Source organism: Granulicatella elegans, assembly GCF_020735385.1.
Lineage (GTDB): Bacteria > Bacillota > Bacilli > Lactobacillales > Aerococcaceae > Granulicatella > Granulicatella elegans_B.
The window spans coordinates 1,849,297-1,871,581 of the sequence record NZ_CP085953.1 but is presented as its reverse complement, the minus strand read 5'-3'; the positions used below and the strand labels follow the sequence as shown (position 1 = coordinate 1,871,581).

Annotated in this window: 24 protein-coding genes and 2 pseudogenes; 20 read left to right on the top strand and 6 right to left on the bottom strand. The window is 32.0% G+C overall.

The features are described from left to right. The first annotated feature begins 15 nt into the window (after positions 1-15). The 11 genes and pseudogenes from LK443_RS09260 (at position 16) to LK443_RS09215 (ending at position 9,386) form a co-directional block, all read left to right on the top strand. Positions 16-1,320 (top strand): PTS sugar transporter subunit IIC, encoded by a 1,305-nt coding sequence (locus LK443_RS09260; protein ID WP_227931612.1) that lies wholly within the window; start codon positions 16-18, stop codon positions 1,318-1,320. 1 nt (position 1,321) lies between these two features. Then, entirely contained in the window at positions 1,322-1,639 is a 318-nt protein-coding gene (locus tag LK443_RS09255) for a PTS sugar transporter subunit IIB (protein WP_227931611.1), read from the top strand. 4 nt (positions 1,640-1,643) lie between these two features. Next, the gene (locus LK443_RS09250; RefSeq protein ID WP_227931610.1) at positions 1,644-1,985 is read left to right on the top strand and encodes a PTS lactose/cellobiose transporter subunit IIA; all 342 of its coding nucleotides are present in this window, start codon (positions 1,644-1,646) and stop codon (positions 1,983-1,985) included. 272 nt (positions 1,986-2,257) lie between these two features. Beyond that, complete coding sequence (gene istA, locus LK443_RS09245; RefSeq protein ID WP_227931609.1) at positions 2,258-3,034, top strand: IS21 family transposase; 777 nt, start codon at positions 2,258-2,260, stop codon at positions 3,032-3,034. Between the two features lie 21 nt (positions 3,035-3,055). Then, a complete protein-coding gene (locus tag LK443_RS09415; protein WP_265416421.1) occupies positions 3,056-3,184 on the top strand; it encodes a hypothetical protein in 129 nt (42 codons plus the stop codon). Next, positions 3,171-3,908, top strand: a pseudogene (gene istB / locus LK443_RS09240) (IS21-like element helper ATPase IstB). The gene LK443_RS09415 and the pseudogene istB overlap by 14 nt, the downstream one beginning before the upstream one ends. 184 nt (positions 3,909-4,092) lie before the next feature. Further along, complete coding sequence (locus LK443_RS09235; RefSeq protein WP_227931608.1) at positions 4,093-6,273, top strand: PTS transporter subunit IIBC; 2,181 nt, start codon at positions 4,093-4,095, stop codon at positions 6,271-6,273. A gap of 50 nt (positions 6,274-6,323) precedes the next feature. After that, entirely contained in the window at positions 6,324-7,139 is an 816-nt protein-coding gene (locus LK443_RS09230; RefSeq protein WP_227931607.1) for an endonuclease/exonuclease/phosphatase family protein, read from the top strand. 569 nt (positions 7,140-7,708) lie between these two features. Continuing rightward, positions 7,709-8,497, top strand: a complete 789-nt coding sequence (gene yghU, locus LK443_RS09225) for a glutathione-dependent disulfide-bond oxidoreductase (RefSeq protein ID WP_227931606.1) — start codon at positions 7,709-7,711, stop codon at positions 8,495-8,497. Positions 8,498-8,636: 139 nt separating this feature from the next. Next, positions 8,637-8,912: a TraX family protein gene (locus LK443_RS09220; protein WP_227931605.1), complete on the top strand. Its 276-nt coding sequence runs from the start codon at positions 8,637-8,639 to the stop codon at positions 8,910-8,912. A 39-nt stretch (positions 8,913-8,951) separates the two neighbouring features. After that, entirely contained in the window at positions 8,952-9,386 is a 435-nt protein-coding gene (locus LK443_RS09215) for a hypothetical protein (RefSeq protein ID WP_227931604.1), read from the top strand. Between the two features lie 15 nt (positions 9,387-9,401). On the opposite strand, the gene LK443_RS09210 is transcribed toward LK443_RS09215, so the two are convergent. From LK443_RS09210 to LK443_RS09195, 4 genes and pseudogenes are all read right to left on the bottom strand, one after another. Beyond that, positions 9,402-11,132, bottom strand: a complete 1,731-nt coding sequence (locus tag LK443_RS09210) for an IS1182 family transposase (protein WP_227931603.1) — start codon at positions 11,130-11,132, stop codon at positions 9,402-9,404. 166 nt (positions 11,133-11,298) lie between these two features. Next, positions 11,299-11,496: a CsbD family protein gene (locus tag LK443_RS09205; RefSeq protein WP_227931602.1), complete on the bottom strand. Its 198-nt coding sequence runs from the start codon at positions 11,494-11,496 to the stop codon at positions 11,299-11,301. Positions 11,497-11,638: 142 nt separating this feature from the next. After that, positions 11,639-12,268: pseudogene (locus tag LK443_RS09200) on the bottom strand (DUF421 domain-containing protein). Then, the gene (locus LK443_RS09195; RefSeq protein ID WP_227931601.1) at positions 12,268-12,711 is read right to left on the bottom strand and encodes a DUF3290 family protein; all 444 of its coding nucleotides are present in this window, start codon (positions 12,709-12,711) and stop codon (positions 12,268-12,270) included. The pseudogene LK443_RS09200 and the gene LK443_RS09195 overlap by 1 nt, the downstream one beginning before the upstream one ends. A 231-nt stretch (positions 12,712-12,942) precedes the next feature. Here LK443_RS09195 and LK443_RS09190 point away from each other — a divergent pair, with 231 nt between their 5' ends. Together LK443_RS09190 and LK443_RS09185 are read left to right on the top strand one after the other, a co-directional pair. Beyond that, positions 12,943-13,155 carry a hypothetical protein gene (locus LK443_RS09190; protein WP_227931600.1) on the top strand — a complete coding sequence of 71 codons (213 nt, stop codon included), beginning with the start codon at positions 12,943-12,945 and terminating at the stop codon, positions 13,153-13,155. Between the two features lie 293 nt (positions 13,156-13,448). Beyond that, positions 13,449-13,619, top strand: coding sequence for a hypothetical protein (locus tag LK443_RS09185; RefSeq protein WP_227931599.1), 171 nt, complete (start codon positions 13,449-13,451; stop codon positions 13,617-13,619). A 91-nt stretch (positions 13,620-13,710) separates the two neighbouring features. Here LK443_RS09185 and LK443_RS09585 read toward each other — a convergent pair whose 3' ends face one another. Continuing rightward, positions 13,711-13,818: a hypothetical protein gene (locus LK443_RS09585; RefSeq protein ID WP_416217921.1), complete on the bottom strand. Its 108-nt coding sequence runs from the start codon at positions 13,816-13,818 to the stop codon at positions 13,711-13,713. Positions 13,819-14,083: 265 nt separating this feature from the next. Between LK443_RS09585 and LK443_RS09175 the strand changes: the two genes are divergently transcribed. The 6 genes from LK443_RS09175 (at position 14,084) to LK443_RS09150 (ending at position 20,464) form a co-directional block, all read left to right on the top strand. After that, positions 14,084-15,268 (top strand): AIPR family protein, encoded by a 1,185-nt coding sequence (locus tag LK443_RS09175; RefSeq protein ID WP_227931598.1) that lies wholly within the window; start codon positions 14,084-14,086, stop codon positions 15,266-15,268. Between the two features lie 401 nt (positions 15,269-15,669). Then, positions 15,670-17,028: an FAD-dependent oxidoreductase gene (locus LK443_RS09170; protein WP_227931597.1), complete on the top strand. Its 1,359-nt coding sequence runs from the start codon at positions 15,670-15,672 to the stop codon at positions 17,026-17,028. A gap of 193 nt (positions 17,029-17,221) precedes the next feature. After that, complete coding sequence (locus LK443_RS09165; RefSeq protein WP_227931596.1) at positions 17,222-18,466, top strand: FtsW/RodA/SpoVE family cell cycle protein; 1,245 nt, start codon at positions 17,222-17,224, stop codon at positions 18,464-18,466. Between the two features lie 13 nt (positions 18,467-18,479). Then, positions 18,480-18,845 (top strand): arsenate reductase family protein, encoded by a 366-nt coding sequence (locus LK443_RS09160; RefSeq protein WP_227931595.1) that lies wholly within the window; start codon positions 18,480-18,482, stop codon positions 18,843-18,845. Continuing rightward, complete coding sequence (locus LK443_RS09155) at positions 18,838-19,215, top strand: glycine cleavage system protein H (protein ID WP_227931594.1); 378 nt, start codon at positions 18,838-18,840, stop codon at positions 19,213-19,215. Before LK443_RS09160 ends, LK443_RS09155 begins: the two co-directional genes overlap by 8 nt. Before the next feature lies 1 nt (position 19,216). After that, complete coding sequence (locus LK443_RS09150) at positions 19,217-20,464, top strand: lipid II:glycine glycyltransferase FemX (protein ID WP_227931593.1); 1,248 nt, start codon at positions 19,217-19,219, stop codon at positions 20,462-20,464. An 87-nt stretch (positions 20,465-20,551) separates the two neighbouring features. On the opposite strand, the gene LK443_RS09145 is transcribed toward LK443_RS09150, so the two are convergent. After that, entirely contained in the window at positions 20,552-21,292 is a 741-nt protein-coding gene (locus LK443_RS09145; protein ID WP_227931592.1) for a gamma-glutamyl-gamma-aminobutyrate hydrolase family protein, read from the bottom strand. Positions 21,293-21,511: 219 nt separating this feature from the next. Here LK443_RS09145 and sufC point away from each other — a divergent pair, with 219 nt between their 5' ends. Further along, on the top strand, positions 21,512-22,282 hold the full coding sequence (gene sufC, locus LK443_RS09140) for a Fe-S cluster assembly ATPase SufC (RefSeq protein WP_227931591.1): 771 nt from the start codon (positions 21,512-21,514) through the stop codon (positions 22,280-22,282). Positions 22,283-22,285: the final 3 nt, after the last annotated feature.

Here is a 22,285-nt window from a genome sequence, read left to right as displayed (position 1 = left end):
GAGAGGAGTTTTATCATGAGTAAAAAAAATTTTCTTGAGAAGTTAAATGATTTATTAAGCCCATTCGCCTATAAGTTGGCTAATCAGAGACACTTAAAGGCTATATCATCAGGTATGTTCTTTTCTTTACCTTTTATGGTAATTGGTGCATTCTTTTTGATTATTGCAAACCCTCCTATAAATATGGATAATTTTGATTTTAATAATGCAAATTTTCTTTTGAAATTTCTAGCTCTATGGAAAAGTTGGGCAGTTCAAAATTATGATTTAATTACACTACCTTATAATTTAACATTTGGATTGATAGGAATTTTGAGTGTATTCGGAATTGCTTATTCGTTAGCAAAACAATATAAACTTGATGCTGCTACAAATGGTTTAATTGCTATTGTATCGTATTTGTTAGTTTGTACGAAGGTAGCAGAAGGTAAAATCGACACTGAATTTTTAGGTTCTAATGGTTTATTTATTGCTATTATTATCGGATTAATTTCAGTAGAGTTAACAAGATTATTTGAAAAAAATAATTTTAAAATTAAACTTCCTGATACAGTTCCACCTATGGTATCAAATTTTATAAATTCATTGTTACCTTTATTAGTAAATATAATTATTTTTTACGGAACAAATTTATTATTTATTAGTTATTTAGGTGATAAATTCCCAGCAATTGTTATGAAAATTTTAACTCCAGGAATAAATGTTGCAGGAAGTATCTGGGGCTTTATAATCATTGTTACTATTGGACAATTATTATGGTTATTTGGAATAAATGGAAGTTCAATTATATTCCCTATAGTATTTACATTGGGAATTGCACAAACTGGCTTAAATGCAGAACAATTTTCTAATGGGGAACTTATGACTCATGCTATGAATCTACAGATGTTTAGAATTGCAGTATTAGGTGGTGCGGGAAATACATTAGGATTAGTTTTATTAATGATGAAAAGTAAAGTTCCTCAATATCGAACAATAGGTAAGTTGTCTCTTATTCCGGGGATTTGCTCAATTAATGAACCAGTAATATTTGGCCTTCCAATAGTGTTTAATCCTATTTTAGGTATTCCATTTATTTTAACACCAATTGTTTCATTATTACTAACTTATGTTGCAGAAAATTTAAATATTATATCAAATGGTTATCTTGTTGATCCATCTTTCACACCATTTTTTGCTCAAGCATATTTGTCTAGCTTTGACTGGAGAAATGTAATATTCACATTGGCTTTAGTAGTAATTAGTGTATTTATATACTATCCTTTCTTTAAAATACAAGAAAAAAATCAAATTCTTTTAGATAAAAATGGAGTAAAATAATATGAAAAAAATAATGTTAGTTTGTTCAGCTGGAATGAGTACTAGTATGTTGGTATCTAGAATGTTAAAAGTAGCTGATGAAAAAAATATAGAAGTTTCAATCTTTGCAAAAGCAGAGGCACAAGCAGAAGAAGTGTTAGAAACTGAAAAAATTGATTTAGTTTTATTAGGACCTCAAGTTAAGTTTTTGGAAGAAAAATATAAAGAAAAATGCTCTCAATTAGGTGTAAAATTGTCAATCATTAATATAATGGATTATGGTTCTATGAATGGTGCTAAAGTATTAGATGACGCATTAAATTTAATTTCAGAAGGTTAAAGTTATGAATGATGAACAAGTACAAACTGTTATGTCTATTATAATAAATGCAGGTGAGGCGAGAAGTAAATCAATAGAAGCTATCGAAAGTATAATTAAGAATGATAAGAAAAACTGTGAAGAGTGTTTGAAGCAAGCTCATTTATCTCTTGTAGAAGCGCATAATGATCAAACAAAATTAATATGTTTAGAAGCAAATGAAAGCGATGTAGAGTTAAATTTAATCACTATTCATAGTCAGGATCATTTAATGACAAGTTTGGTAATAAATGATTTAACGCAAGAAATCGTAAAATTAACTGAAAAAGTAAACATGTTAGAGACAAAATTAAATTCAAAATTATAAATTTTGTAAAGTGTTAGATGATTAAATAGCTAACTTATTTGAAACTACTTTAAAAATTATGCTCATTGTAAAATTGGAATTATAACGCAGTATTATCGGAGGAATTAATTAATTTCAAGTTAATTAATTCCTTTTTTAGTGACGTTATTATATTCGTGAATTGTCAAGTCAAGTGCAACTATAAATGCTACTATAATAATGCACACATTCGGGAATTTAAAAATGTACAAAATTGATTCATCTGTCATAATGAGACTGAGGTGAAAATCATTATGACAAAAATAGATAAAACAATTATTTTAAAACAATTCCAGGTAAATGAATTATCTGATTTACCAAAATTACGCATGATTATGGAGGCACAACACATGAAACCTAATTTCTCTCTTTTAGCTAGAGAACTTCAGGTAGATCGTAGAACTGTTAAAAAGTATTATAATGGCTTTACTAAACCTAAAATCAAAGTTAGAAAATCAAAAATCGATTCATTACATCCAGTTATTCAAGAATTACTGAGTGACGACACCTTACAAACGTTTTACTACAAAGCTAATTTATGGCGTTATTTAGTAGAAAATCATGATTTGACTATCAGTGAATCGAACTTTAGAAAATACATTTCCAATCATCAAGAATTTCAACAATATTTTAATAAGCGTCAATCAACGCCTAAACAACCTGCTTTATTACGATTCGAAACAGAATCAGGAGAACAACTTCAAATTGATTGGAAAGAAGATATTCGCTTTACAACCTCTGATGGAGAAATTCATTCTTTAAATGTATTCGTTGGAGTGCTGGGTTATTCTAGATATTCTGTGTATCTTCTTACATTCAATCGAAAACAAGAAACTTTATTCCATGCTTTAGATAGTTTATTCGAAAAATTAGGAGGAATTCCTAAAGCAGTCATTAGTGACAATATGAAAACAATTATGGATGAAGCTCGTACAAATTATGCTTCTGGAAAAGTAAATGTAAAATTTGATCAATTTTCAAAAGATTATCAATTTATCTTAAAGCCATGTGTGGCAGGACGTCCTTCTTAAAAAGGAAAAGTAGAAACACAAATGAAACTATTAGATGAAATTCATGCCTATCAAGGAAAATTAACGTTGGAAGAATTAAATGAAAAAATACAACAAACTCAACATCAACTGAAAAAGATAGGAGATTTTTATCATCATGAAGCAAAATAGCCAGTATTTACGACTACAAGAAACTTTATTGTATTTAAATTTAAAACAGATGCATCTTCATTTAGATCATATCCTTGATAGTAATGTATCTTTTCTAGAAGGATTATTAAAACTAACGGATTATGAGATTGAAATTAAGCGTGAAAATGTTCTAAACGCTATGGTAAAAGTAGCACACTTCTCTCATTATAAAACCTTAAAAGATTTTGATTTTGAGTTTCAACCCAATATTAACCAAAATCAATGAATGAATTTAAGTGGATTAGGATTTATTGAGAAAAAAGAGAATATCTTATTTTTAGGGAACAGTGGAGTTGGGAAAACTCATTTAGCGACCGCTATTGGAATAGAAGCCGCTAAAGCACGATATTCAACTGATTTCATCAAATCTCATGAATGACTAACCAATTTACGACAAGCTCAACACGAAAATCGATTAGAATCCAGATTAAAATTCTATACACGTTGTAAATTGCTTATCATTGATGAATTAGGGCACTTACCACTACATAAGGGGGATGAGCGATTACTATTCCAACTCATCGATAAACGTTATGAGAATAAAAGTACGATTATCACAACGAGTCTTCCTTTTGATAAATGGAATGAAAATTTTAATGACTCATTTATTACGAATGCGATACTCGATCGCCTATTACATCATTCTCATGTCATTCAAATAATGGGTGAATCCTACCGTTTGAAGGATGTATTGAATGAGTAACATTGTACATTTTTAAATTCTCACTTTTGTACATTTTTAGATTGGCGTTTATATTTCTCTTTATCATATTCAGTAATCTACTACTTCTTTTTGTAAAATACTTTACAAAAAACAGTAAAATGTTATAATAAATCTATAAGTAGTGCAAACGTTTGCTTAAAATTAAAAAATAAAGGAGATTTGGATGATGAAAGATACATTTAAAAATATCTTGTCTTTCGAGTTTTGGCAAAAATTCGGTAAGGCTTTAATGGTGGTTATCGCTGTTATGCCGGCTGCTGGTTTGATGATTTCAATCGGTAAGTCGCTTGTTATGATTAACCCAACTTTTGCACCACTTGTAATTACAGGTGGAATTCTTGAGCAAATTGGTTGGGGTGTTATCGGTAACCTTCATATTTTGTTTGCCCTAGCGATTGGAGGAAGCTGGGCTAAAGAACGTGCTGGTGGTGCTTTTGCCGCTGGACTTGCCTTCATTTTAATTAATCGTATCACTGGTACAATCTTTGGTGTATCAGGAGATATGTTAAAAAATCCTGAAGCAATGGTAACAACTCTGTTTGGAGGTTCCATCAAAGTTGCTGATTATTTCATCAGCGTTATGGAAGCTCCTGCGTTGAACATGGGGGTATTCGTAGGGATTATTTCTGGATTTGTAGGGGCTACAGCTTTTAACAAATACTACAATTTCCGTAAACTTCCTGATGCACTTTCATTCTTTAACGGGAAACGTTTTGTACCATTTGTAGTTATTCTTCGCTCTGCTATTGCAGCAATTATTCTTTCAATTCTTTGGCCACTTGTGCAAACTGGTATCAATAGTTTTGGTATTTGGATTGCTAACTCACAAGAAAATGCTCCAATTCTTGCACCATTCTTGTATGGTACTTTGGAACGTTTACTATTGCCATTTGGTCTTCACCATATGTTAACTATCCCAATGAACTATACAGCTCTTGGTGGTACTTATGAAATTATGACAGGTGCAGCTAAAGGTACTCAAGTATTTGGTCAAGACCCACTATGGCTTGCATGGATTACTGACCTTGTGAACCTTAAAGGTACAGATGCAAGTCATTACCAACAATTGTTAGATACTGTTCATCCAGCTCGTTTTAAAGTTGGACAAATGATTGGTTCATTCGGTATCTTAATGGGTGTGATTGTTGCTGTTTATCGTAATGTTGATGAGGATAAGAAACACAAATACAAAGGTATGATGATTGCAACAGCTCTTGCAACATTCTTGACAGGGGTTACTGAGCCAATCGAATACATGTTTATGTTTATCGCAACACCTTTATATCTTGTTTATTCACTTGTTCAAGGTGCTGCCTTCGCTATGGCTGATGTGGTGAACCTACGTATGCACTCATTTGGTTCAATCGAGTTCTTGACTCGTACACCTATTGCGATTAGTGCTGGTATCGGTATGGATATCATTAACTTTGTTTGGGTAACAGTTCTTTTCGCTGTAATTATGTACTTTATCGCAAACTTCATGATTCAAAAATTCAATTATGCAACTCCAGGACGTAACGGTAACTACGAAACTACTGAAGGTTCAGAAGAATCTAGTAGTGAAGTGAAAGTTGCAGAAGGTTCTCAAGCTGTAAATATTATTAACCTTCTTGGTGGGCGTGCAAACATCGTTGATGTTGACGCATGTATGACTCGTCTTCGTGTAACTGTAAAAGACGCTGATAAAGTCGGTGATGCAGAACAATGGAAAGCAGAAGGAGCTATGGGTCTTGTCATGAAAGGACAAGGGGTTCAAGCTATTTACGGTCCAAAAGCCGACGTATTGAAATCTGATATCCAAGATATCCTTGATTCAGGGGAAGTCATTCCTGAAACTCTTCCAACTCAAATGACGGGAGCACAACAAAACGCTGTTCACTTCAAAGGTCTAACTGAGGAAGTTTACTCAGTAGCAGATGGGCAAGTCATTGCCTTAGAACAAGTAAAAGATCCAGTATTTTCTCAAAAAATGATGGGGGATGGATTTGCTGTAGAACCTGCAAATGGAAACATTGTTTCTCCAGTTTCAGGTACTGTATCTAGCATTTTCCCTACAAAACATGCTTTAGGGCTTGTGACTGAAGCAGGTCTTGAAGTACTAGTTCACATTGGATTGGACACAGTAAGTCTTGAAGGGAAACCATTTATAGTTCATGTTACTGAAGGACAAAAAGTTGCAGTTGGTGACTTACTTGTCACAGCTGACTTGGATGCTATTCGTGAAGCAGGACGTGAAACTTCAACTATCGTTGTCTTCACAAATGCTGATGCGATTCAATCAGTTCATTTAGAACAAACTGGTTCTCTTGCAGCTAACACAATAGTTGCAAAAGTAGAATTGTAATAGTCTTGAGGTTGGAAGCTTTTTCCAACCTCTTGTTTTAGGAGAAAAATATGAAATTTTTAACACTGAATACTCATAGCTGGATGGAGAAAGAAGCAGAAGAAAAATTCAACCTTTTACTTCAGGATATTCTTGACAACAATTATGATTTGATTTGTTTTCAAGAAATCAATCAGGAAATCACTTCGAAAGAAGTAAAAGTTGATGATTTTTATAAAGCTTTGCCATCTGCAGAACCTATTCACCAAGATCACTTTGTAAGACTTTTGGTGGAGAAATTAGCTGAAAATGGCAGAAATTATTACTGGACTTGGTCTTATAATCATATTGGATATGATCGCTATCATGAAGGTGTAGCAATCTTATCTAAAACACCGATTGAAGTCAGAGAAATTTTGGTTTCAGATGTGGATGATCCAACAGACTACCATACACGTCGTGTTGCCTTAGCTGAAACGGTAGTGGATGGTAAGGAACTTGCAGTTGCTAGTGTACACTTATCTTGGTGGGATAAAGGTTTCCAAGAAGAATGGGCAAGATTTGAGACTGTATTGAAATCATTGAACAAGCCTCTTTTATTAGCTGGAGATTTTAACAACCCAGCTGGTCAGGAAGGGTATCAAGTTATTTTAGCTAGTCCATTAGGCTTACAAGATGCATTTGAAGTTGCTAGAGAGAAAAGTGGTAGCTATACCGTTCCGCCAGAAATTGATGGATGGAAGGGAAATAAAGAATCACTTCGCATTGACTATGTTTTTATTACGAAAGAGTTAGAAGTAGAGAATCTACATGTCGTTTTTGACGGAAACAATAGTCTTCAAGTGAGTGACCACTTTGGACTAAATTCTCTTTTAAATTGGAAGTAAAAGTATATAGAATAATATTTCGACACTCTGTGGATTTCCACAGGGTGTTTTTTCATTTACTGCATAGAAATTGACTTTTCTAATGTAGCATGGACGCAAGCAGCCTCGCAAAAGCGAGTCTCATTGCTAAAATTTGAGCCTTGGTCTCAAATTTTCCAGTACTAGAATCCGATGGGACGGTTTCTAGTACTCGTGCTACTGAGAAAAGTCATTTCTATTTTGACGTTAGTTTATGAGAGGCGTTTAGGAGAATTGACTTTTCTAATGTAGCATGGTCACTATCTAGATTATGCTTTTATTCATTTATTCCAACTTACTCCTCGTATAAACTTTATTAGTTTACGGAATTCCGATTATACGTTAGAATTATTATAAAAATCTAAATCAAGTGAGCAAGATGCGGAACGTAGAAGACAACAAGACATTGATCGTTATGAAAAAGCAGCTTATGAATATCAAAGCCGTGGCTTAAATCGTGCTGCAGATGAAATGAATCAAAGAGCGAATAATTTGAAATAGAACTAGTTAACTAAAATTTTTAAATAATCAAAGAATAGAGGGAAATAACCATGACAAATTATGAATTACCACGAGTGTGGAGTGCAGCAGATAGTAATCAAGGAAAATTTTCAGGAATTAACCGTCCAACTGCGGGATCTCGTTTTAAACAAGTATTACCAAAGGGGGAGAAACCCTTCCAATTATATTCTCTAGGGACTCCAAACGGTGTAAAAGTTACGATTTTATTAGAAGAGTTATTAGCGTTAGGAATAAAAGAAGCAGAGTATGACTTATATAAAATCTCAATTATGGATGGCGAACAGTTCGGAACTGGCTTTGTAGAAGTGAATCCAAACTCAAAAATACCTGCGTTATTAGATCAATCTAGTACGAGCAATATTAGAATCTTTGAATCAGCGAATATCCAATTATATCTAGCTGAAAAATTTGGACAATTTCTTCCAAAAGAAGTTGAAAAACGTACAGAAGTATTAAACTGGCTATTTTGGCAAACAGGATCTGCACCATTTGTCGGTGGAGGATTTGGACATTTCTTCAATTATGCTCCTGAAAAAATTGAATATGCCATTAATCGCTTTACAATGGAAACAAAACGTCAATTAGATTTACTGGATAAAGAATTAGCAACAAGACCTTATATTGCTGGAGACGAGTATACAATTGCGGATATTGCGATTTGGTCTTGGTATGGACAATTAGTATTAGATAAATTATATCAAAATTCAGCAGAGTTTTTAGATGCATCTAGCTACACGCACTTAGTGAAATGGGCAAAACGAATCGAGAATCGACCTGCTGTTCAAAAAGGATTAGAAGTAGAATATAAGAGTTTATAGTCCGTAATTGAAATAAAAAATTAGAAAAGGAATTAGGTGCTATTCAGTGGCTTAATTCCTTTTTTGTATCAAAAAAATATTTACTTATCTCAAATTAACGGTTATCATTCGATTATTATCTTAATAAAAAGGAGAATTTATGAAAATTTATACCCATCGTTCAAAATTAATGTATTTTGCAATTTTCTTAATGATATTCGATAGTTTTAGACCATTGCTATTTAGTTTGAATACCTCTCTTTATTTGTCAATCATAGGTCGTATTGTTTATCCTATTTTGTTATTTTTATTTGCAGATATATTCTACTATGTAACTAATAAAAAGAAATTAATGATTGGATTGCTCCTATTCAGTTGGTTGCTATCTCTTGGCTATGCATTGATTGATCATTTTATTGTACCGATAGGATGGTAAAATTATAAAAACATCTTTACGACATTACTAATTGTTGCTATGTTCAATGTTGGGACCGACTGTTTAAGAAAGTATCGTAAACAATCATCAGCCATTTCTCTGATTCAAGGAATAGGAATGATTTTATTACCTTTTATCCTATCGTTTTTAGTATTACAAATTGGAATGTTCTTTATGAAACCTACGTTATCGCAAGCTATTGTGTATTATATCGTGGGAGCAGTAATTTTAATGTTACCAAGTCTCTTTGTAGTTCATACTGGATTAATGATGGTAATATTAGGATGCTTATTTTATATTTTTAGAGAAAAAAGAGGAATTCAATATTTATTAATCCTTCTTTATAGTATCTTTAGTTTTCTTTTACATCCATATAGCCTTCAATGGACGATGGTATTCTCAACTTTAGCGATTCATTTCTATCATCGAGAAAAGAAAGAAAAAGCAAGTCAAACTTCAGATATTTCTGAATAAAGTATCTTTATATGTTTATGATTGAAATATTAAATTCATAAAAGAAAAAAGAGGCTGGGCAAAAAGTCTCAAAAATAGAAGAAAGCACGTCCCGATTTTGACTGAAATCAAAATTAGGACGTGCTTTTTAATAAATTCAGTAAAATCAAGGGGGATAAACCACCCTTGATTCATATTATTTAAGATATATTTCCTTAATCTCTGCAAATTCATCCCTAAAAAGAGCAGACCAATGTCATTATGAACTGCATTTTTACCTCTAACATGAGTTCTGCGCATGCCAAAATTGCGCTTCATTTGACCGAAAACTGGCTCAACTTCAATTTTTCGTTGAGCATATATACTACTTCCACGGTCACTATGTAACGCTTCTTTAATCGTTTCTTTATAAGATTCCCAAACTTGGTTTACACGGATTTGACGTTGTTGTCCAGTAGGAGTTTTCGCTAATTCATCCAATGCTTCTGTTTCTTGAATTGAATCTGTCTCATACACTTTAAATCTACGAGTAAATCCATTCTTATCGTTTCTTGTTGAATAATATTTAAAACTAAATTTTACACCTAAATGATCAATATAATAATCTTCCTCTTCATTGTAATACCAATTTTGTCTATTAGATGGATCATTTTTAAATTTCTTCGTTTGTTCTTTTTCGTACATTGTGTAAGGAATCAAAGGTGTCTTTTCATACTCTTCAAGAATCAATTGATAGTTTTCTTCACTACCGTATCCAGCATCCGCAATAATAATAGAAAATTTGTCTAATAGTTTAAATGAATTTAAAAATGGTTTAAGAGTACGCATATCTGTAGGATTAGGAAATACATCAAAACCTAAAACATATTGATGATTCGTTGCGATTTGAAGATTATAGCCAGGTTTTAATTCTCGATTTTTCATGGCATCTTCTTTCATACACATAAAAGTAGCATCGTTATCTGTTTTAGAATAACTATTCCGGTTATCAAATGTTTCCTTAGCTATCGTATATTTTTCTTTACGAGGCAGAAAATCTTTTTCAAGTTGACGTTTAAAAGAATTTAACAAGCGTTTTTTCTGTTTGTTTTTAGAACCACCAACAATATGTTTAGGTTCTTCTTCAATGAGTTCTTCTAACTGTTCTAGAGAGTTATTAGTAGCTTCAATCATGGCATGAACACCATATTCAGTAATTTTTTCTTCTTCTGATAAAGCAATATTCACTTGATTTTGAATTAATTGATCATATAATGTACTAATTTTTTCATTTAAAGCTTCATCATATCTTTCAATAGCTTTACGCCATACAAATGAATAACGATTGGCATCTGCTTGAACTTTTGTACCATCAATAAATAAACTATCTGAATCAATAATATGATAGTGTTGGAGTAATAAAGTAAAGTATACGAAAATGTTTTTAATGATAGAGGAAAACTGTTCATTACTTCTAAAATTATTAATAACATGGTAACAGACATAAGTTTGTTGAGAAAGCCACTGCATCGGAATATTTTCTTCATTTAATTGAACAATTTTTCTACCACTATACGTAGAACGAGTATAAGCGAAGAGAATCATTTTTAATAACATACGAGGATGATGAGCAGGTCTACCCATTTTTGATGTTGTATTAGGAAAGATAATAGAATCTGGAATAGAATCTACAAACTGATTAATAAATTGAGCAATGTGGTTTTTAGGGACGGTTAATGTAAAATTTAGTTCTAAAGTATCTGTTGGTGTGGTATAATTTTTGTACATAGGAGTCACCCTTTCTTATTTTATTTCATTCAAACTTATTATAACAGAGGTAGACTCCTATGTTTAATTTATAAGACTAAAAAGCACTATAAAATCCTGTTTCAGAATTTTATAGTGCTTTCTTCTATTTTTGAGACTTTTTGCCCAGCCTCTTTGATTATTGTTATTAATCTTTTTTAAAGGTGTTTTTAACACCTTCAATAGCGCCTTCAACAGCATCTTTTGCATCTTCAGCAACTTCTTTTACTTTAGAAACTACTTGTTCAGTAGCTCCTTTAGTTTCAAGTTTTTTGTCGCCAGTTAATTTACCAAAACCTTCTTTGATAGAACCAGCAACTTGGTTTGATTTTTCTTCTGCTGACATGAGATTACCTCCATTTATTAGTTTATACCTAGTTCAAAGAAGAGTAATCATCGTTAAACTAGATAGTAGCTAAAGTATATAAATTCTGATTTCTAAAAGCAAATTAAATGCTCAATCAATTTATGGATCATCCATTCAATGATTAATAAGTCACGATATTAATTTTACCTCTATCATATTCAGCAATGAAAATATCTGCTACATTATCATAGCCTTCTTTTTGTAATTTTTCCATCAACCATTCTTCAGATTTACCAATTGTATCTAAAATTTTCGTTTGAACAACACTGTCCGTAATAATTGGTTATTTAGGATTTTCATCGCCCATTTTTACAATAATAAATTACCCATTTTGTTCAATGACAGCTCTTTTTACATCTTTTAATTGGAATACACCTTGAGAACGTAATTTAAGAGCTACATCTGAAGCAGATAAACCTTTAGAACGACAAGCTTCTGGGTCTAATTTTCCATTTTTAATAATCATTACAGGTTTACCGTCAATTAATTGCTTAATAACTGCAACATTTGTATTTAACCATTTCAACAGTAAGATTAAAATAGTCCAAATAATTAAAATAACTACATACTGAAGAATTGAAATCGAACTATTGTAAATAATCCCACCAATAATTCCCCCGAGAACAAAGTTTTGTACTTGGTCTACTGCAGAACTTGGTGCTAACTTTCCTTTACCAGTTATATTAATAACAAATACTAAAGAAATAAGACCTAAAGCTAACTTAATCGCAATTGTAATAAAAAAGCTCATTATTTTTTAACCTCCACAAGTTCAACATCTGATTTATATAATTCCATCTTCTCTAATAAATAACTATCCTTGTTAGAGCCATTTAAAGCACGATAAAATTGATTTCCAACTTTGATAATAACTCCATCAGTCGTAGAAGAAGTATTCACATAAATCTTTTCTTTATCTACCCCTAATTCTTTTGAAACAATTTCAATAAAGTTTAAAGAATTACGGAATTGATTATTTGTAGATTGATTACTTTGTAAATTAGAAATTCCTATCAAAACAATCGCTACTAAAGCTAAAATTGAAATAATTGATAATTCACGAAACTTACTACCACGTTTATCTTGATAAGCTAAAAATCCAGTCACAAAAATTAATAACGCAGAAAGAATAACCATTACCCAATCCTGCTGACTAATTTGCCCTAATACATATTCATAAGAATAAAATTTCATAACGAATCTCCTTTTTTAAATGTAATTTATTATAAGACAATTATGACATAACGGCAATGGTTTGAAAATGGAAAGAAGAGGTGAGAATAATATAGAGAAGAAATAGAATTAAAAGAAAATGTTAATCATAGGATACATGTTTTGATGATTAGATGCGCTTTAGAAAAAATATTTACTAATAAAAAGGAATAAAGTACAATTTGCTTAAATTCAAGAAGGAGTGGCATCAAAATGATGGAAAAACAACAATCATTAACACTAAAACAGAAGATAGTGGTCGCTATCGTATTCTTAGTCTCTGCACTAGCAACGATGAAAATGGCTCTTCTATATATTGAAATGAATGGTGAATATGAATATTCCATATTTAGATGGATATTAGTACATCAATGGAGCATCGTACCAGCAGTTGGAAGTGTCTGGTTATTAAATTGGAAAAAATAGAATTCATCAAACAAAATTTTTTTGTTAAAGTTTTGCTAAACTGGATTCTAATACTAGCATTGACTTATATATTAGAAATCGTTTTATTTCTCGTTGTATTAATGTTTATTCGTTAAAATTGTTCAGGCATAGCTTGTTAGGAAAAAATAAAAATAATCAAAGTACTTTACGATCAGTAGAGTACTTTTTTGTTGGAGAAATGTGGGAGGTTTAATGCTATACTATAAGTACAAAATGAAAAGATAGGAAGTAGAAAACTGGAATTTTTAGAAACAAAAAGAACTATTGAAGCAATGATGCAAAAAGATTACAAAACATTTGTAACAGCATTAATTAGTATCGAAAAAGATATCAACAATCAAGAAGCATTAGACATGATTTACCAAAAATTTATGGATACAGATGAAATGCATTTGTTGAATGATGAATTTGAGGAAATGATTGAAGTAGTAAGAGAAAACTGAGGAAATTTATTTAAATACCTCAGTATTATTAGTTATAATTAACTTTTAGAAAAAATTAACACCAAAATTATAAAACTTTCTTCACTCCTTTTTAAATATAGTCGTAAATTTCCTTTAAAAGTTCAAAAAAATCTATTTCTAACAAATTAGCAAGAAGTTTTAATGTAGGTAGACTAGGTAATGTATTTCCGTTTTCTATATTTTTTAAGGTTTCTAGAGAAATGCCATTCTCATTTAAAATACCTTTATTTATTCTATCAACAAGAAAATTTTCTCTGCTACTGTTTAAAGATAAGTTTAATCGATGAAACTTAATAATTTCTCCAATTTTAAATAAGTTATTATTATATTTTTTCTCTTAGTCATGTGTACATTATATCACAAAAAGGTACCAAGGTTTCTTTGTTTTTAGGAAAAAATATGATATTTTTATAAAAAATAACACAATTAAAGGAGAAATTCTAATGACTGTAAACAAATTTAAAGTAAAAGCTTTGAGAACTTTCAGTTCACCATCTGATGAAAATATTACAACCTATTTAGCATTAACTGAATTTAGAGACTTACCAAATAATTTATCTTTAGAAGTTAATCCTAGAAAACCAAAAATGAACACTTCCGTTGCTAAACAATTAATTAACGCAGTGAAATCTAATTCTAATATTAATTTTGATATTAATAATAGAGGGATTGTTTTAACTGCAAAATCAGTTCATTTTAATAATTCTACTAGTGAAATTTCTGTTGATTTTTCGGATGATTCATCAAAATATGGGATTCTAGATGGAGGTCATACTTATACAGCGATAATAGAAAATCGTGAATCAATGATAGATGATATTAATAAATATGTTAGATTGGAAATAATTGTAGGTGATACACTAAATGTAACTGAATTAGCAGATGCGAGAAATACCTCAATTCAAGTAAGTGATATAGCACTATTTGAGTTAGATGATAAATTTGATTTTGTTAAAGAAGCTATTAGTGAAATGCCTTTTAAGGATGATGTTGCATATAAAGATAATGAAAATAAGCCTATTCCGGTAGTAGAATTATTAAAGCTTATGTTTATGTTTAATGTAAAAAGATATCCTGATGATTCATCAGCCCCTACTCAAGCTTATTCAGCAAAAGCTAGTGTTTTTAAAGATTTTAAAAAGGAATTAAGTTGTGAAGACAATATCTACTTAAGTTTATCTCCGTTATTACCTAAGTTAGTAGAATTATATGAATGTATTCAAATTGAAATGTCACAGAAGTATAAAGAATTTAAAGAAGAGAACGGATTTAAAGGATCATTTGGAAGAGTAAGAGGGGTAACTTCTGCTCAAGAAAGTAAGTCCTCATTTCATTCAGATTTTACTCGAGAAACTATTCCTTATGAAATTTCTTCTGGATTTTTATTACCAATTTTTGGAGCTTTTAGAGCATTAATTAAGAAAGATGAAAATGGAAGTATTCAATGGAGATTTGATCCAATAGAAGTTTGGCAAGAATGTGGAGTTAGGTTAGTTCAAAATACATTTGAAACAGATACTAATCCACAAAGTGTTGGAAAAATGAAAACTTTATGGCAATCAAATTATAGAATTGTTGAAAGTACTATGAAGGATAAAGTTATTAATGAATTAATTAATAGAAATTAGAAGAATACTTCTATGCTAAATGAGTATTCGCAAGATTAATTATAATTTTAAAATGTTTAAAAGTTACTGTACAATCTTTCGAACGTTTACTCGCAGAATATATTTTGTAAAATGATTTGCCGTGGATGAATGTTGTCCACGGTATTTTTATTAAAAAGAACGTAAACGATTTTTAAGAGAGTTTGTTAGTAGAGTTGATGAAGAATCATTACAGCATGAAAATCCTTCTGCCTTTTAAAAATGATATAATAATTGAAACAATTACGAGTTTAAAACTAAAATAAAAAAATTGTTAAAAATTGAAGCAAAACGTTTGCTTTTAATTGAAAAATTTTATACGATAACAGCTGTAGATGAGAATCATTCTTATTTATCATGAAAATTTAGGAGGCTAACATATAATGAAAGTTGTAGTAGTTGGCTGTACTCATGCGGGTACTGCTGCAGTAAAAACAATTTTAAATGATAACCCAGGCGCACAAGTCGTAGTATATGAAAGAAATGACAATGTATCATTCTTATCATGCGGTATTGCGTTATACGTAGGAGGAGTTGTGAAAGACCCTCAAGGCTTATTCTATTCTAGTCCAGAAGAATTAGCTTCATTAGGTGCTGAAGTTCATATGGAACATGATGTAACAAGCATCGATACAAAAGGTAAATCTTTAACAGTTAAAGATTTAAAATCAGGAGAAGAAAAAACAGAAACTTTTGATAAATTAGTTTTAACAACTGGTTCTTGGCCAATTCTTCCTCCAATCCCAGGACGTGAATTAGAAAACGTTCAATTATGTAAAAACTATAACCAAGCTAAAGAAATCTTTGCAAAGCAAACTGACAAGAAGAAAATCGTTGTTGTCGGTGGTGGATACATCGGTATCGAATTAGTAGAAGCATTTGCTTTAGAAGGTAAAGAAGTAACATTAGTTGACGGATTAGACCGTATCTTAAACAAATACTTAGACCCAGAATTCACTGATATCTTAGAAGAAGACTTACGTGAACGTGGTGTACAAGTTCGCTTAAACGAAATGGTTAAATCATTCGAAGGCGAAAACGGAGTTGTAAACAAAGTTGTAACTTCAGGTGGCGAATACGAAGCTGACATGGTTATCTTATGTGTAGGTTTCCGTCCAAACAACGACTTAGTAAAAGACCAATTAGAAACAATGCCTAACGGTGCAATCATTGTTAACGACTACATGGAAACATCTGTTAAAGATGTATTCGCAGCAGGAGATAGCTGTGCTGTTAACTACAACCCTAACGGAGGACACGCATACATTCCATTAGCAACAAACGCTGTACGTATGGGCGCTTTAGTTGGTAAAAACATTAACGGACACAAAGTTAAATACCGTGGAACACAATCTACATCAGGATTACACTTATTCGGATGGAACATTGGTTCAACAGGTGTAAACGTAGGTAGCGCACCTCACTTTGGTTTAGATGTACGTGCTGTATACGTGGTAGATAACCACCGTCCAGAATTCATGCCAACATACGAAAAAATCTACATGAAATTAGTTTACGAAGTAGGTACAAACCGTATCGTAGGTGGACAAGTAATGTCTAAATACGACTGTACAGCTTCTGCAAACACATTGTCATTAGCAATCCAAAACAAAATGACAATCGAAGACTTAGCATACGTAGACTTCTTCTTCCAACCAGTATTCGACCGTCCATGGAACTACTTAAACATCTTAGGACAAGCTGCAGTAGAACAAGAACGTGTATTAGCTGAAGGTAAATAATTTAGTTAAATGATGAAAAAAACGACAAGTATCCAACCGGCACTTGTCGTTTTTTACGTTTCTTATTTCTGTTTCTATTCATGAGCTTTTCTAAAAAAGAATAAAGACTACGATTGAATTAGCATTTCCATTCGTTTCTATGTTACAATAAGAAGGCAGATTATTAGATACAATAACAGAAGAGGAGAACAAAATGAGAAGAAAAATCATGTATGACGAACAAGATGCAAGAATAGATTACGGAATCATTCTCCCCGTCTTATTACTAGCACTTATCAGCATAGCAACACTACTATCAACCACCTACCTTCAAGTAGCAAACGGCTCACTCAGAACCGTCTTCATGCAATTTGTATGGTACGTCATCGGAACAATCGCCATAGTCATCATTATGCAATTTGACTCAGAACAACTATGGAAACTTACAAACCTGACTTACATTATAGGACTCTTACTCCTAGTAGCTGTCCTATTCTTTTACGACAGAGGAACCGCAGCCGCAACCGGTGCAAAAAGTTGGTTCAGAATCGCCAACTTCTCCTTCCAACCATCAGAAATCGTAAAAATATTTTACATTCTGATGCTGGCAAAAGTAGCGACCAATCATAACCAATTCACGAAGTACCGAACAAGAAGTACAGACTGGTACCTATTTGCGAAATTAATCGCCGTTTCATTACCAGCATTAATACTCGTTATCTTACAAAATGACTTAGGAACAACATTAGTATTCTTAATGATTCTAGGCGGCGTCATGATTATGTCAGGAATAAGCTGGAAAATCTTATTACCATTAATTTTAACAGCCGTTTTAGTTGGTTCATTACTCATTTACTTAGTAGTTTACAACCGACAAATATTATTAAATATCGGATTCAAAAATTATCAATTTGGTCGTATCGATTCATGGTTAGATCCATATCGAGACCAAGGTGGAGCAGGATTCCAATTGTTCCAAAGCTTGAAAGCTATCGGTTCAGGGAAAATGTTCGGTAAAGGATATGGACACTCAGAAGTGTATGTTCCTGTTCGTGAGTCAGATTTAATTTTTGCAACCATTGGTGAAAATTTTGGATTCCTAGGTGGAACATTCTTAATTACCGTGTATTTCATTTTAATTTATCAAATGATTCGAGTGTGTTTTGATACAAAAAATGAATTTTATTCTTATATTGCAACGGGAGTTATTATGATGATTTTATTCCACGTTGTAGAAAATATTGGAATGACGATTGGACTATTACCATTAACAGGGATTCCATTGCCATTTATTTCGCAAGGTGGATCTTCTCTATTAGGAAATATGATGGGGATTGGATTAATGATGTCAATGAGATATCATTTCAATAGTAATATTTTCGGGGAAGATGAAGATGAATTTACTCAAAAACCAAGACAAAAACAATTATCAGAAGAATTTATAAAAGCAAGAGCATAGGGAGAGAAAGAACATGATCATTTATAGCCATCCAAAATGTACAACTTGTAAAAAAGCTTTAAAATGGTTAGAAGGAAACAATATTGCATTTGAAGTAAAAGATATTCGTGAAGTTTATCCATCCGCAGAAGAATTACAAGCTCTAGTTGAAAAAAGCGGATTACCACTCACAAAAGTGTTTAATACGAGTGGAGAATTATATCGTAAATTGGGATTAAAAGATGTCATTAAAACAATGGAAACTTCTAAAGCGATGGAATTACTAGCCAGTGATGGAATGCTTATCAAACGTCCATTATTAGTATCTGAAGAAGCGGTGTTTTTCGGATTTAAAGAAGAACAATATGAACAATTATTGAAAGGCGGACTAAATGATTAAATATAGTGAAAATGGTTTATGGATTAAACAAGAAGAAAATCGTTATACAGTAGGAATTTCTCCAAAAGGTCAAGATGATATTGGAGATGTTAGTTTTGTTGAATTATTGATTCAAGAAACCTTAACAACAGAAGATTCATTTATGAGTGTGGAAGCAGCAAAAGCTGTCACAGAATTCGTTAGTCCATTATCTGGAAAAGTAGTTGCTTGGCATACGGCATTAGAAGATAATCCTGAAATGTTAAACCAAGTCGATACAACTGTGAACTGGATTTATACATTAGAAGAAGTGGACGAAGCTACATTTGCGAGCTTATTAGACGAAGATTTACCAATCGTTTGTGAGAAGAAAGAAGGGTGTGGAAACTAGCATGCAAGTACAATTGATTACAGCAGAAGTTTTTGAACAACATCAAGAAAGTTTTAAGAGTGTTAATTTTTTACAAACGAAACAGATGGCAGAAGTGCATCAAAAACGTAGCGTATTTGAAGAAGTATTCTTTATTGCTTGGACAGAAGGTGACGAATGGATTGCTCAAGGTTTAGTAGGAACCCGTAGACGTTTTAGATTTTTCAAAGAAGCCGTTATAATTCAAGGACCGTTATTTGCAGAAGATAAAATTTCTGAACTTCCTCAAATGTTAGAAAGTTTAGAAGAATTCTTGAAAGAACAAGGCATTGCCAGAGTGGAAATGAATCCATATATGATGAATAAAGTCATTAATGAATCTCTAGAAGTTCTAGAAGAGTGCCGTTATCCAGAATTATTAGCGAACTTTGAACAAGTTGGATATGATCGTTTTCTTGATTTAGATGGTCGAGCAGTTATAGGGCAATTATTTAGAAAAGATTTATCAGAATATGAAGATAGCGAAGCGATTTATAAAGATTATTCGAATTCATTAAAACGTGACTTACGTAAAGCGGTAGAATCTCATATTACCATTCGTGAATTAGAATTAGATGATTTAGAAATTTTCTATTCGATTTTAAGTGAGACATCTATTCGTAAAGGATTCCGTGTACAAGATTTTAGTTATTTTCAACAAATGAAAGAAGCTTTCCAAGATAAAGTAAAATATATGGTTGCCTTCTTAGATGTAAATGCGTATAAAGCTTATTACGATGAAAGAATTGAATTCTTTACAAATCGAGTAGAAGAGTTGGAAAAAGAATTAGCAGTCCGTGAAGCAGAAGGAAAACATGTGAAGAAAACACGTGGATTGATTACGGATGCTAAGGATCAATTAGCGAGTTATCAAAAACGTAAAGCAACATTTGAAGCATTAGATATTCATAATCCAATGTTAGCTTTATCAGGATATTTATTTATGTGTTATGGTGATGAAGTTATTTCAGTATTTGGTGGTTCTCATGAAGAGTACTTAAACTTTGGAGGTTCAAGCTTATTGAATTGGGAAATGATGAAATATGCGAAAGACAATGGGTTTAAGTATTATAATTTCTATGGAACGATTGAAACAAATCAAGCGAACCAAAATGAAGGAAACTTTAACTTCAAACGTCAATTTGGAGGAAGACTTGTTCAACCAGTTGGAAACTTTACAAAAACACTAAGCCCAGTATTAGCATTCATTGCGAAATTTAAGAAGATATAACAATCTACAGAAATAGACTTTTCTGTGAAGTAGCAAAAAGGACGCCAGCAGACCTTGCGAGTCTGCTGGCGTCCTAAATACTACATATCAGAAAAGTCTTCTCTCTCTTATGTATTGTACAAAATGGTTGAACAATTCTTGCATTCCTTTATCTGTACTAATCATAGCTTCTGGATGACCTTGAAGAGCAATAATATACTGTCCTTCTTCATTAGACTCAAAAGCTTCAATTAATCCATCGGCACTCCAAGCAACAGCTTTGAAATTTGAAGCAAGCTCTTTAATCCCTTGATGATGATAAGAATTAATCGCCGCTTTAGTTCCAAGAATTTTAGCTAATTCACTATCTTCTGTAATTTCAATGGAGTGTGTTGCCATTGAAGGCATCGTTTTTTGCAAATGTAAAATATTCGATTCTGTATATTGCGATTGTAAGTCTTGATATAAGGTTCCTCCAAAGGCAACATTTAAAATTTGAAAGCCTCGACAGACTGCTAGAATAGGTTTACGTTGACGATAAGCTTCTTCAATGAGTGCAAGATCAAAGGTATCTCTTACTGGATAAGTTCTTCCTAATTTTAAATGAGGTTCTTCTCCATACAGTAGAGGTGAAACATCTTGTCCTCCAGATAAAACTAATGCGTCAACTCGTGAAATATATTCGTGAGCTGTTTCTCGAGAAACAATCGGTAAAATTACTGGAATGGCTTTTGCTTTTTCTAATCCAGTAACAAATCCATTTGGTGCATAGGATAATAAATAGGGATCTTGTTCAGTATGATCTTGACAATGATTCCCTGAAATTCCTATTAAAGGATATTGTTGCATCTGATTTTCCCCTTTCGCATTGTAAGTAGTTTATATAATACTCCATTTTCATAAAAATGAAAAGTTTTTATATGAAAATTAGTGAAAAAGTTGCAGTAGAAGATATGAATTCGAAACGTTATTTTTTGATAATCGTTCTCATTTAGGATAAAATATTTTTAATGTGACAGAAAAAATTCTGTTATATGATTGAGGATTTAGTTTGAAAGGGGCTTAATAATGGCAACATTAGAAATTAAAAATTTACATGTGTCAATTGAAGATAAAGAAATTTTAAAAGGTGTGAATTTAACTATCAATACTGGAGAAATCCATGCGGTTATGGGACCAAATGGAACAGGAAAATCAACGCTTTCAGCAGCGATTATGGGACATCCAAGTTATGAAGTAACAGAAGGTGAAATCTTATTAGACGGAGAAAACGTTCTTGAAATGGAAGTAGATGAACGTGCTCGTGCAGGTCTATTTTTAGCAATGCAATATCCAAGTGAAATTGCTGGGGTAACAAATGCGGAATTTATGCGTTCAGCCATTAATGCTCGTCGTGATGAAGACAATAAAATGGGTGTTCGTGAATTCATTAAAAAATTAGATGAAAAAATGGCGATTTTAGATATGCCAGAAGAAATGGCAGAACGTTATTTAAATGAAGGATTCTCTGGTGGAGAAAAGAAACGCAATGAAATTCTTCAATTAATGATGATTGAGCCAAGTTTTGCGATTTTAGATGAAATCGACTCAGGGTTAGATATTGATGCGCTTAAAGTTGTTTCTCGTGGGGTTAATGCGATGCGTGGAAAAAACTTTGGATCATTAATTATTACTCACTATCAACGGTTATTAAACTATATTGAACCAGATGTTGTTCATATTATGATGGACGGACGTGTGGTAATGACTGGAGATGCAGCATTAGCAAAACGTCTAGAAGCAGAAGGATATAAAGGAATTAGTGAAGAATTAGGAATTTCTTTAGAACATCAAGAATAGGAG

Excerpts from the sequence above, each read along its gene's own strand:
- LK443_RS09215 (WP_227931604.1), top strand. The coding sequence starts at position 8,952 with ATGTTCAATGTTGGGACCGACTGTTTAAGAAAGTATCGTAAACAATCA.
- LK443_RS09415 (WP_265416421.1), top strand. The coding sequence starts at position 3,056 with ATGAAACTATTAGATGAAATTCATGCCTATCAAGGAAAATTAACGTTG.
- LK443_RS09205 (WP_227931602.1), bottom strand. The coding sequence starts at position 11,496 with ATGTCAGCAGAAGAAAAATCAAACCAAGTTGCTGGTTCTATCAAAGAA.
- LK443_RS09165 (WP_227931596.1), top strand. The coding sequence starts at position 17,222 with ATGAGAAGAAAAATCATGTATGACGAACAAGATGCAAGAATAGATTAC.
- LK443_RS09145 (WP_227931592.1), bottom strand. The coding sequence starts at position 21,292 with ATGCAACAATATCCTTTAATAGGAATTTCAGGGAATCATTGTCAAGAT.
- yghU (WP_227931606.1), top strand. The coding sequence starts at position 7,709 with ATGACAAATTATGAATTACCACGAGTGTGGAGTGCAGCAGATAGTAAT.
- LK443_RS09210 (WP_227931603.1), bottom strand. The coding sequence starts at position 11,132 with ATGTACAAAAATTATACCACACCAACAGATACTTTAGAACTAAATTTT.
- LK443_RS09185 (WP_227931599.1), top strand. The coding sequence starts at position 13,449 with ATGATGCAAAAAGATTACAAAACATTTGTAACAGCATTAATTAGTATC.
- LK443_RS09255 (WP_227931611.1), top strand. The coding sequence starts at position 1,322 with ATGAAAAAAATAATGTTAGTTTGTTCAGCTGGAATGAGTACTAGTATG.
- LK443_RS09260 (WP_227931612.1), top strand. The coding sequence starts at position 16 with ATGAGTAAAAAAAATTTTCTTGAGAAGTTAAATGATTTATTAAGCCCA.
- LK443_RS09220 (WP_227931605.1), top strand. The coding sequence starts at position 8,637 with ATGAAAATTTATACCCATCGTTCAAAATTAATGTATTTTGCAATTTTC.
- LK443_RS09170 (WP_227931597.1), top strand. The coding sequence starts at position 15,670 with ATGAAAGTTGTAGTAGTTGGCTGTACTCATGCGGGTACTGCTGCAGTA.
- sufC (WP_227931591.1), top strand. The coding sequence starts at position 21,512 with ATGGCAACATTAGAAATTAAAAATTTACATGTGTCAATTGAAGATAAA.
- istA (WP_227931609.1), top strand. The coding sequence starts at position 2,258 with ATGACAAAAATAGATAAAACAATTATTTTAAAACAATTCCAGGTAAAT.
- LK443_RS09230 (WP_227931607.1), top strand. The coding sequence starts at position 6,324 with ATGAAATTTTTAACACTGAATACTCATAGCTGGATGGAGAAAGAAGCA.
- LK443_RS09160 (WP_227931595.1), top strand. The coding sequence starts at position 18,480 with ATGATCATTTATAGCCATCCAAAATGTACAACTTGTAAAAAAGCTTTA.
- LK443_RS09195 (WP_227931601.1), bottom strand. The coding sequence starts at position 12,711 with ATGAAATTTTATTCTTATGAATATGTATTAGGGCAAATTAGTCAGCAG.
- LK443_RS09190 (WP_227931600.1), top strand. The coding sequence starts at position 12,943 with ATGATGGAAAAACAACAATCATTAACACTAAAACAGAAGATAGTGGTC.
- LK443_RS09235 (WP_227931608.1), top strand. The coding sequence starts at position 4,093 with ATGATGAAAGATACATTTAAAAATATCTTGTCTTTCGAGTTTTGGCAA.
- LK443_RS09250 (WP_227931610.1), top strand. The coding sequence starts at position 1,644 with ATGAATGATGAACAAGTACAAACTGTTATGTCTATTATAATAAATGCA.
- LK443_RS09150 (WP_227931593.1), top strand. The coding sequence starts at position 19,217 with ATGCAAGTACAATTGATTACAGCAGAAGTTTTTGAACAACATCAAGAA.
- LK443_RS09175 (WP_227931598.1), top strand. The coding sequence starts at position 14,084 with ATGACTGTAAACAAATTTAAAGTAAAAGCTTTGAGAACTTTCAGTTCA.
- LK443_RS09155 (WP_227931594.1), top strand. The coding sequence starts at position 18,838 with ATGATTAAATATAGTGAAAATGGTTTATGGATTAAACAAGAAGAAAAT.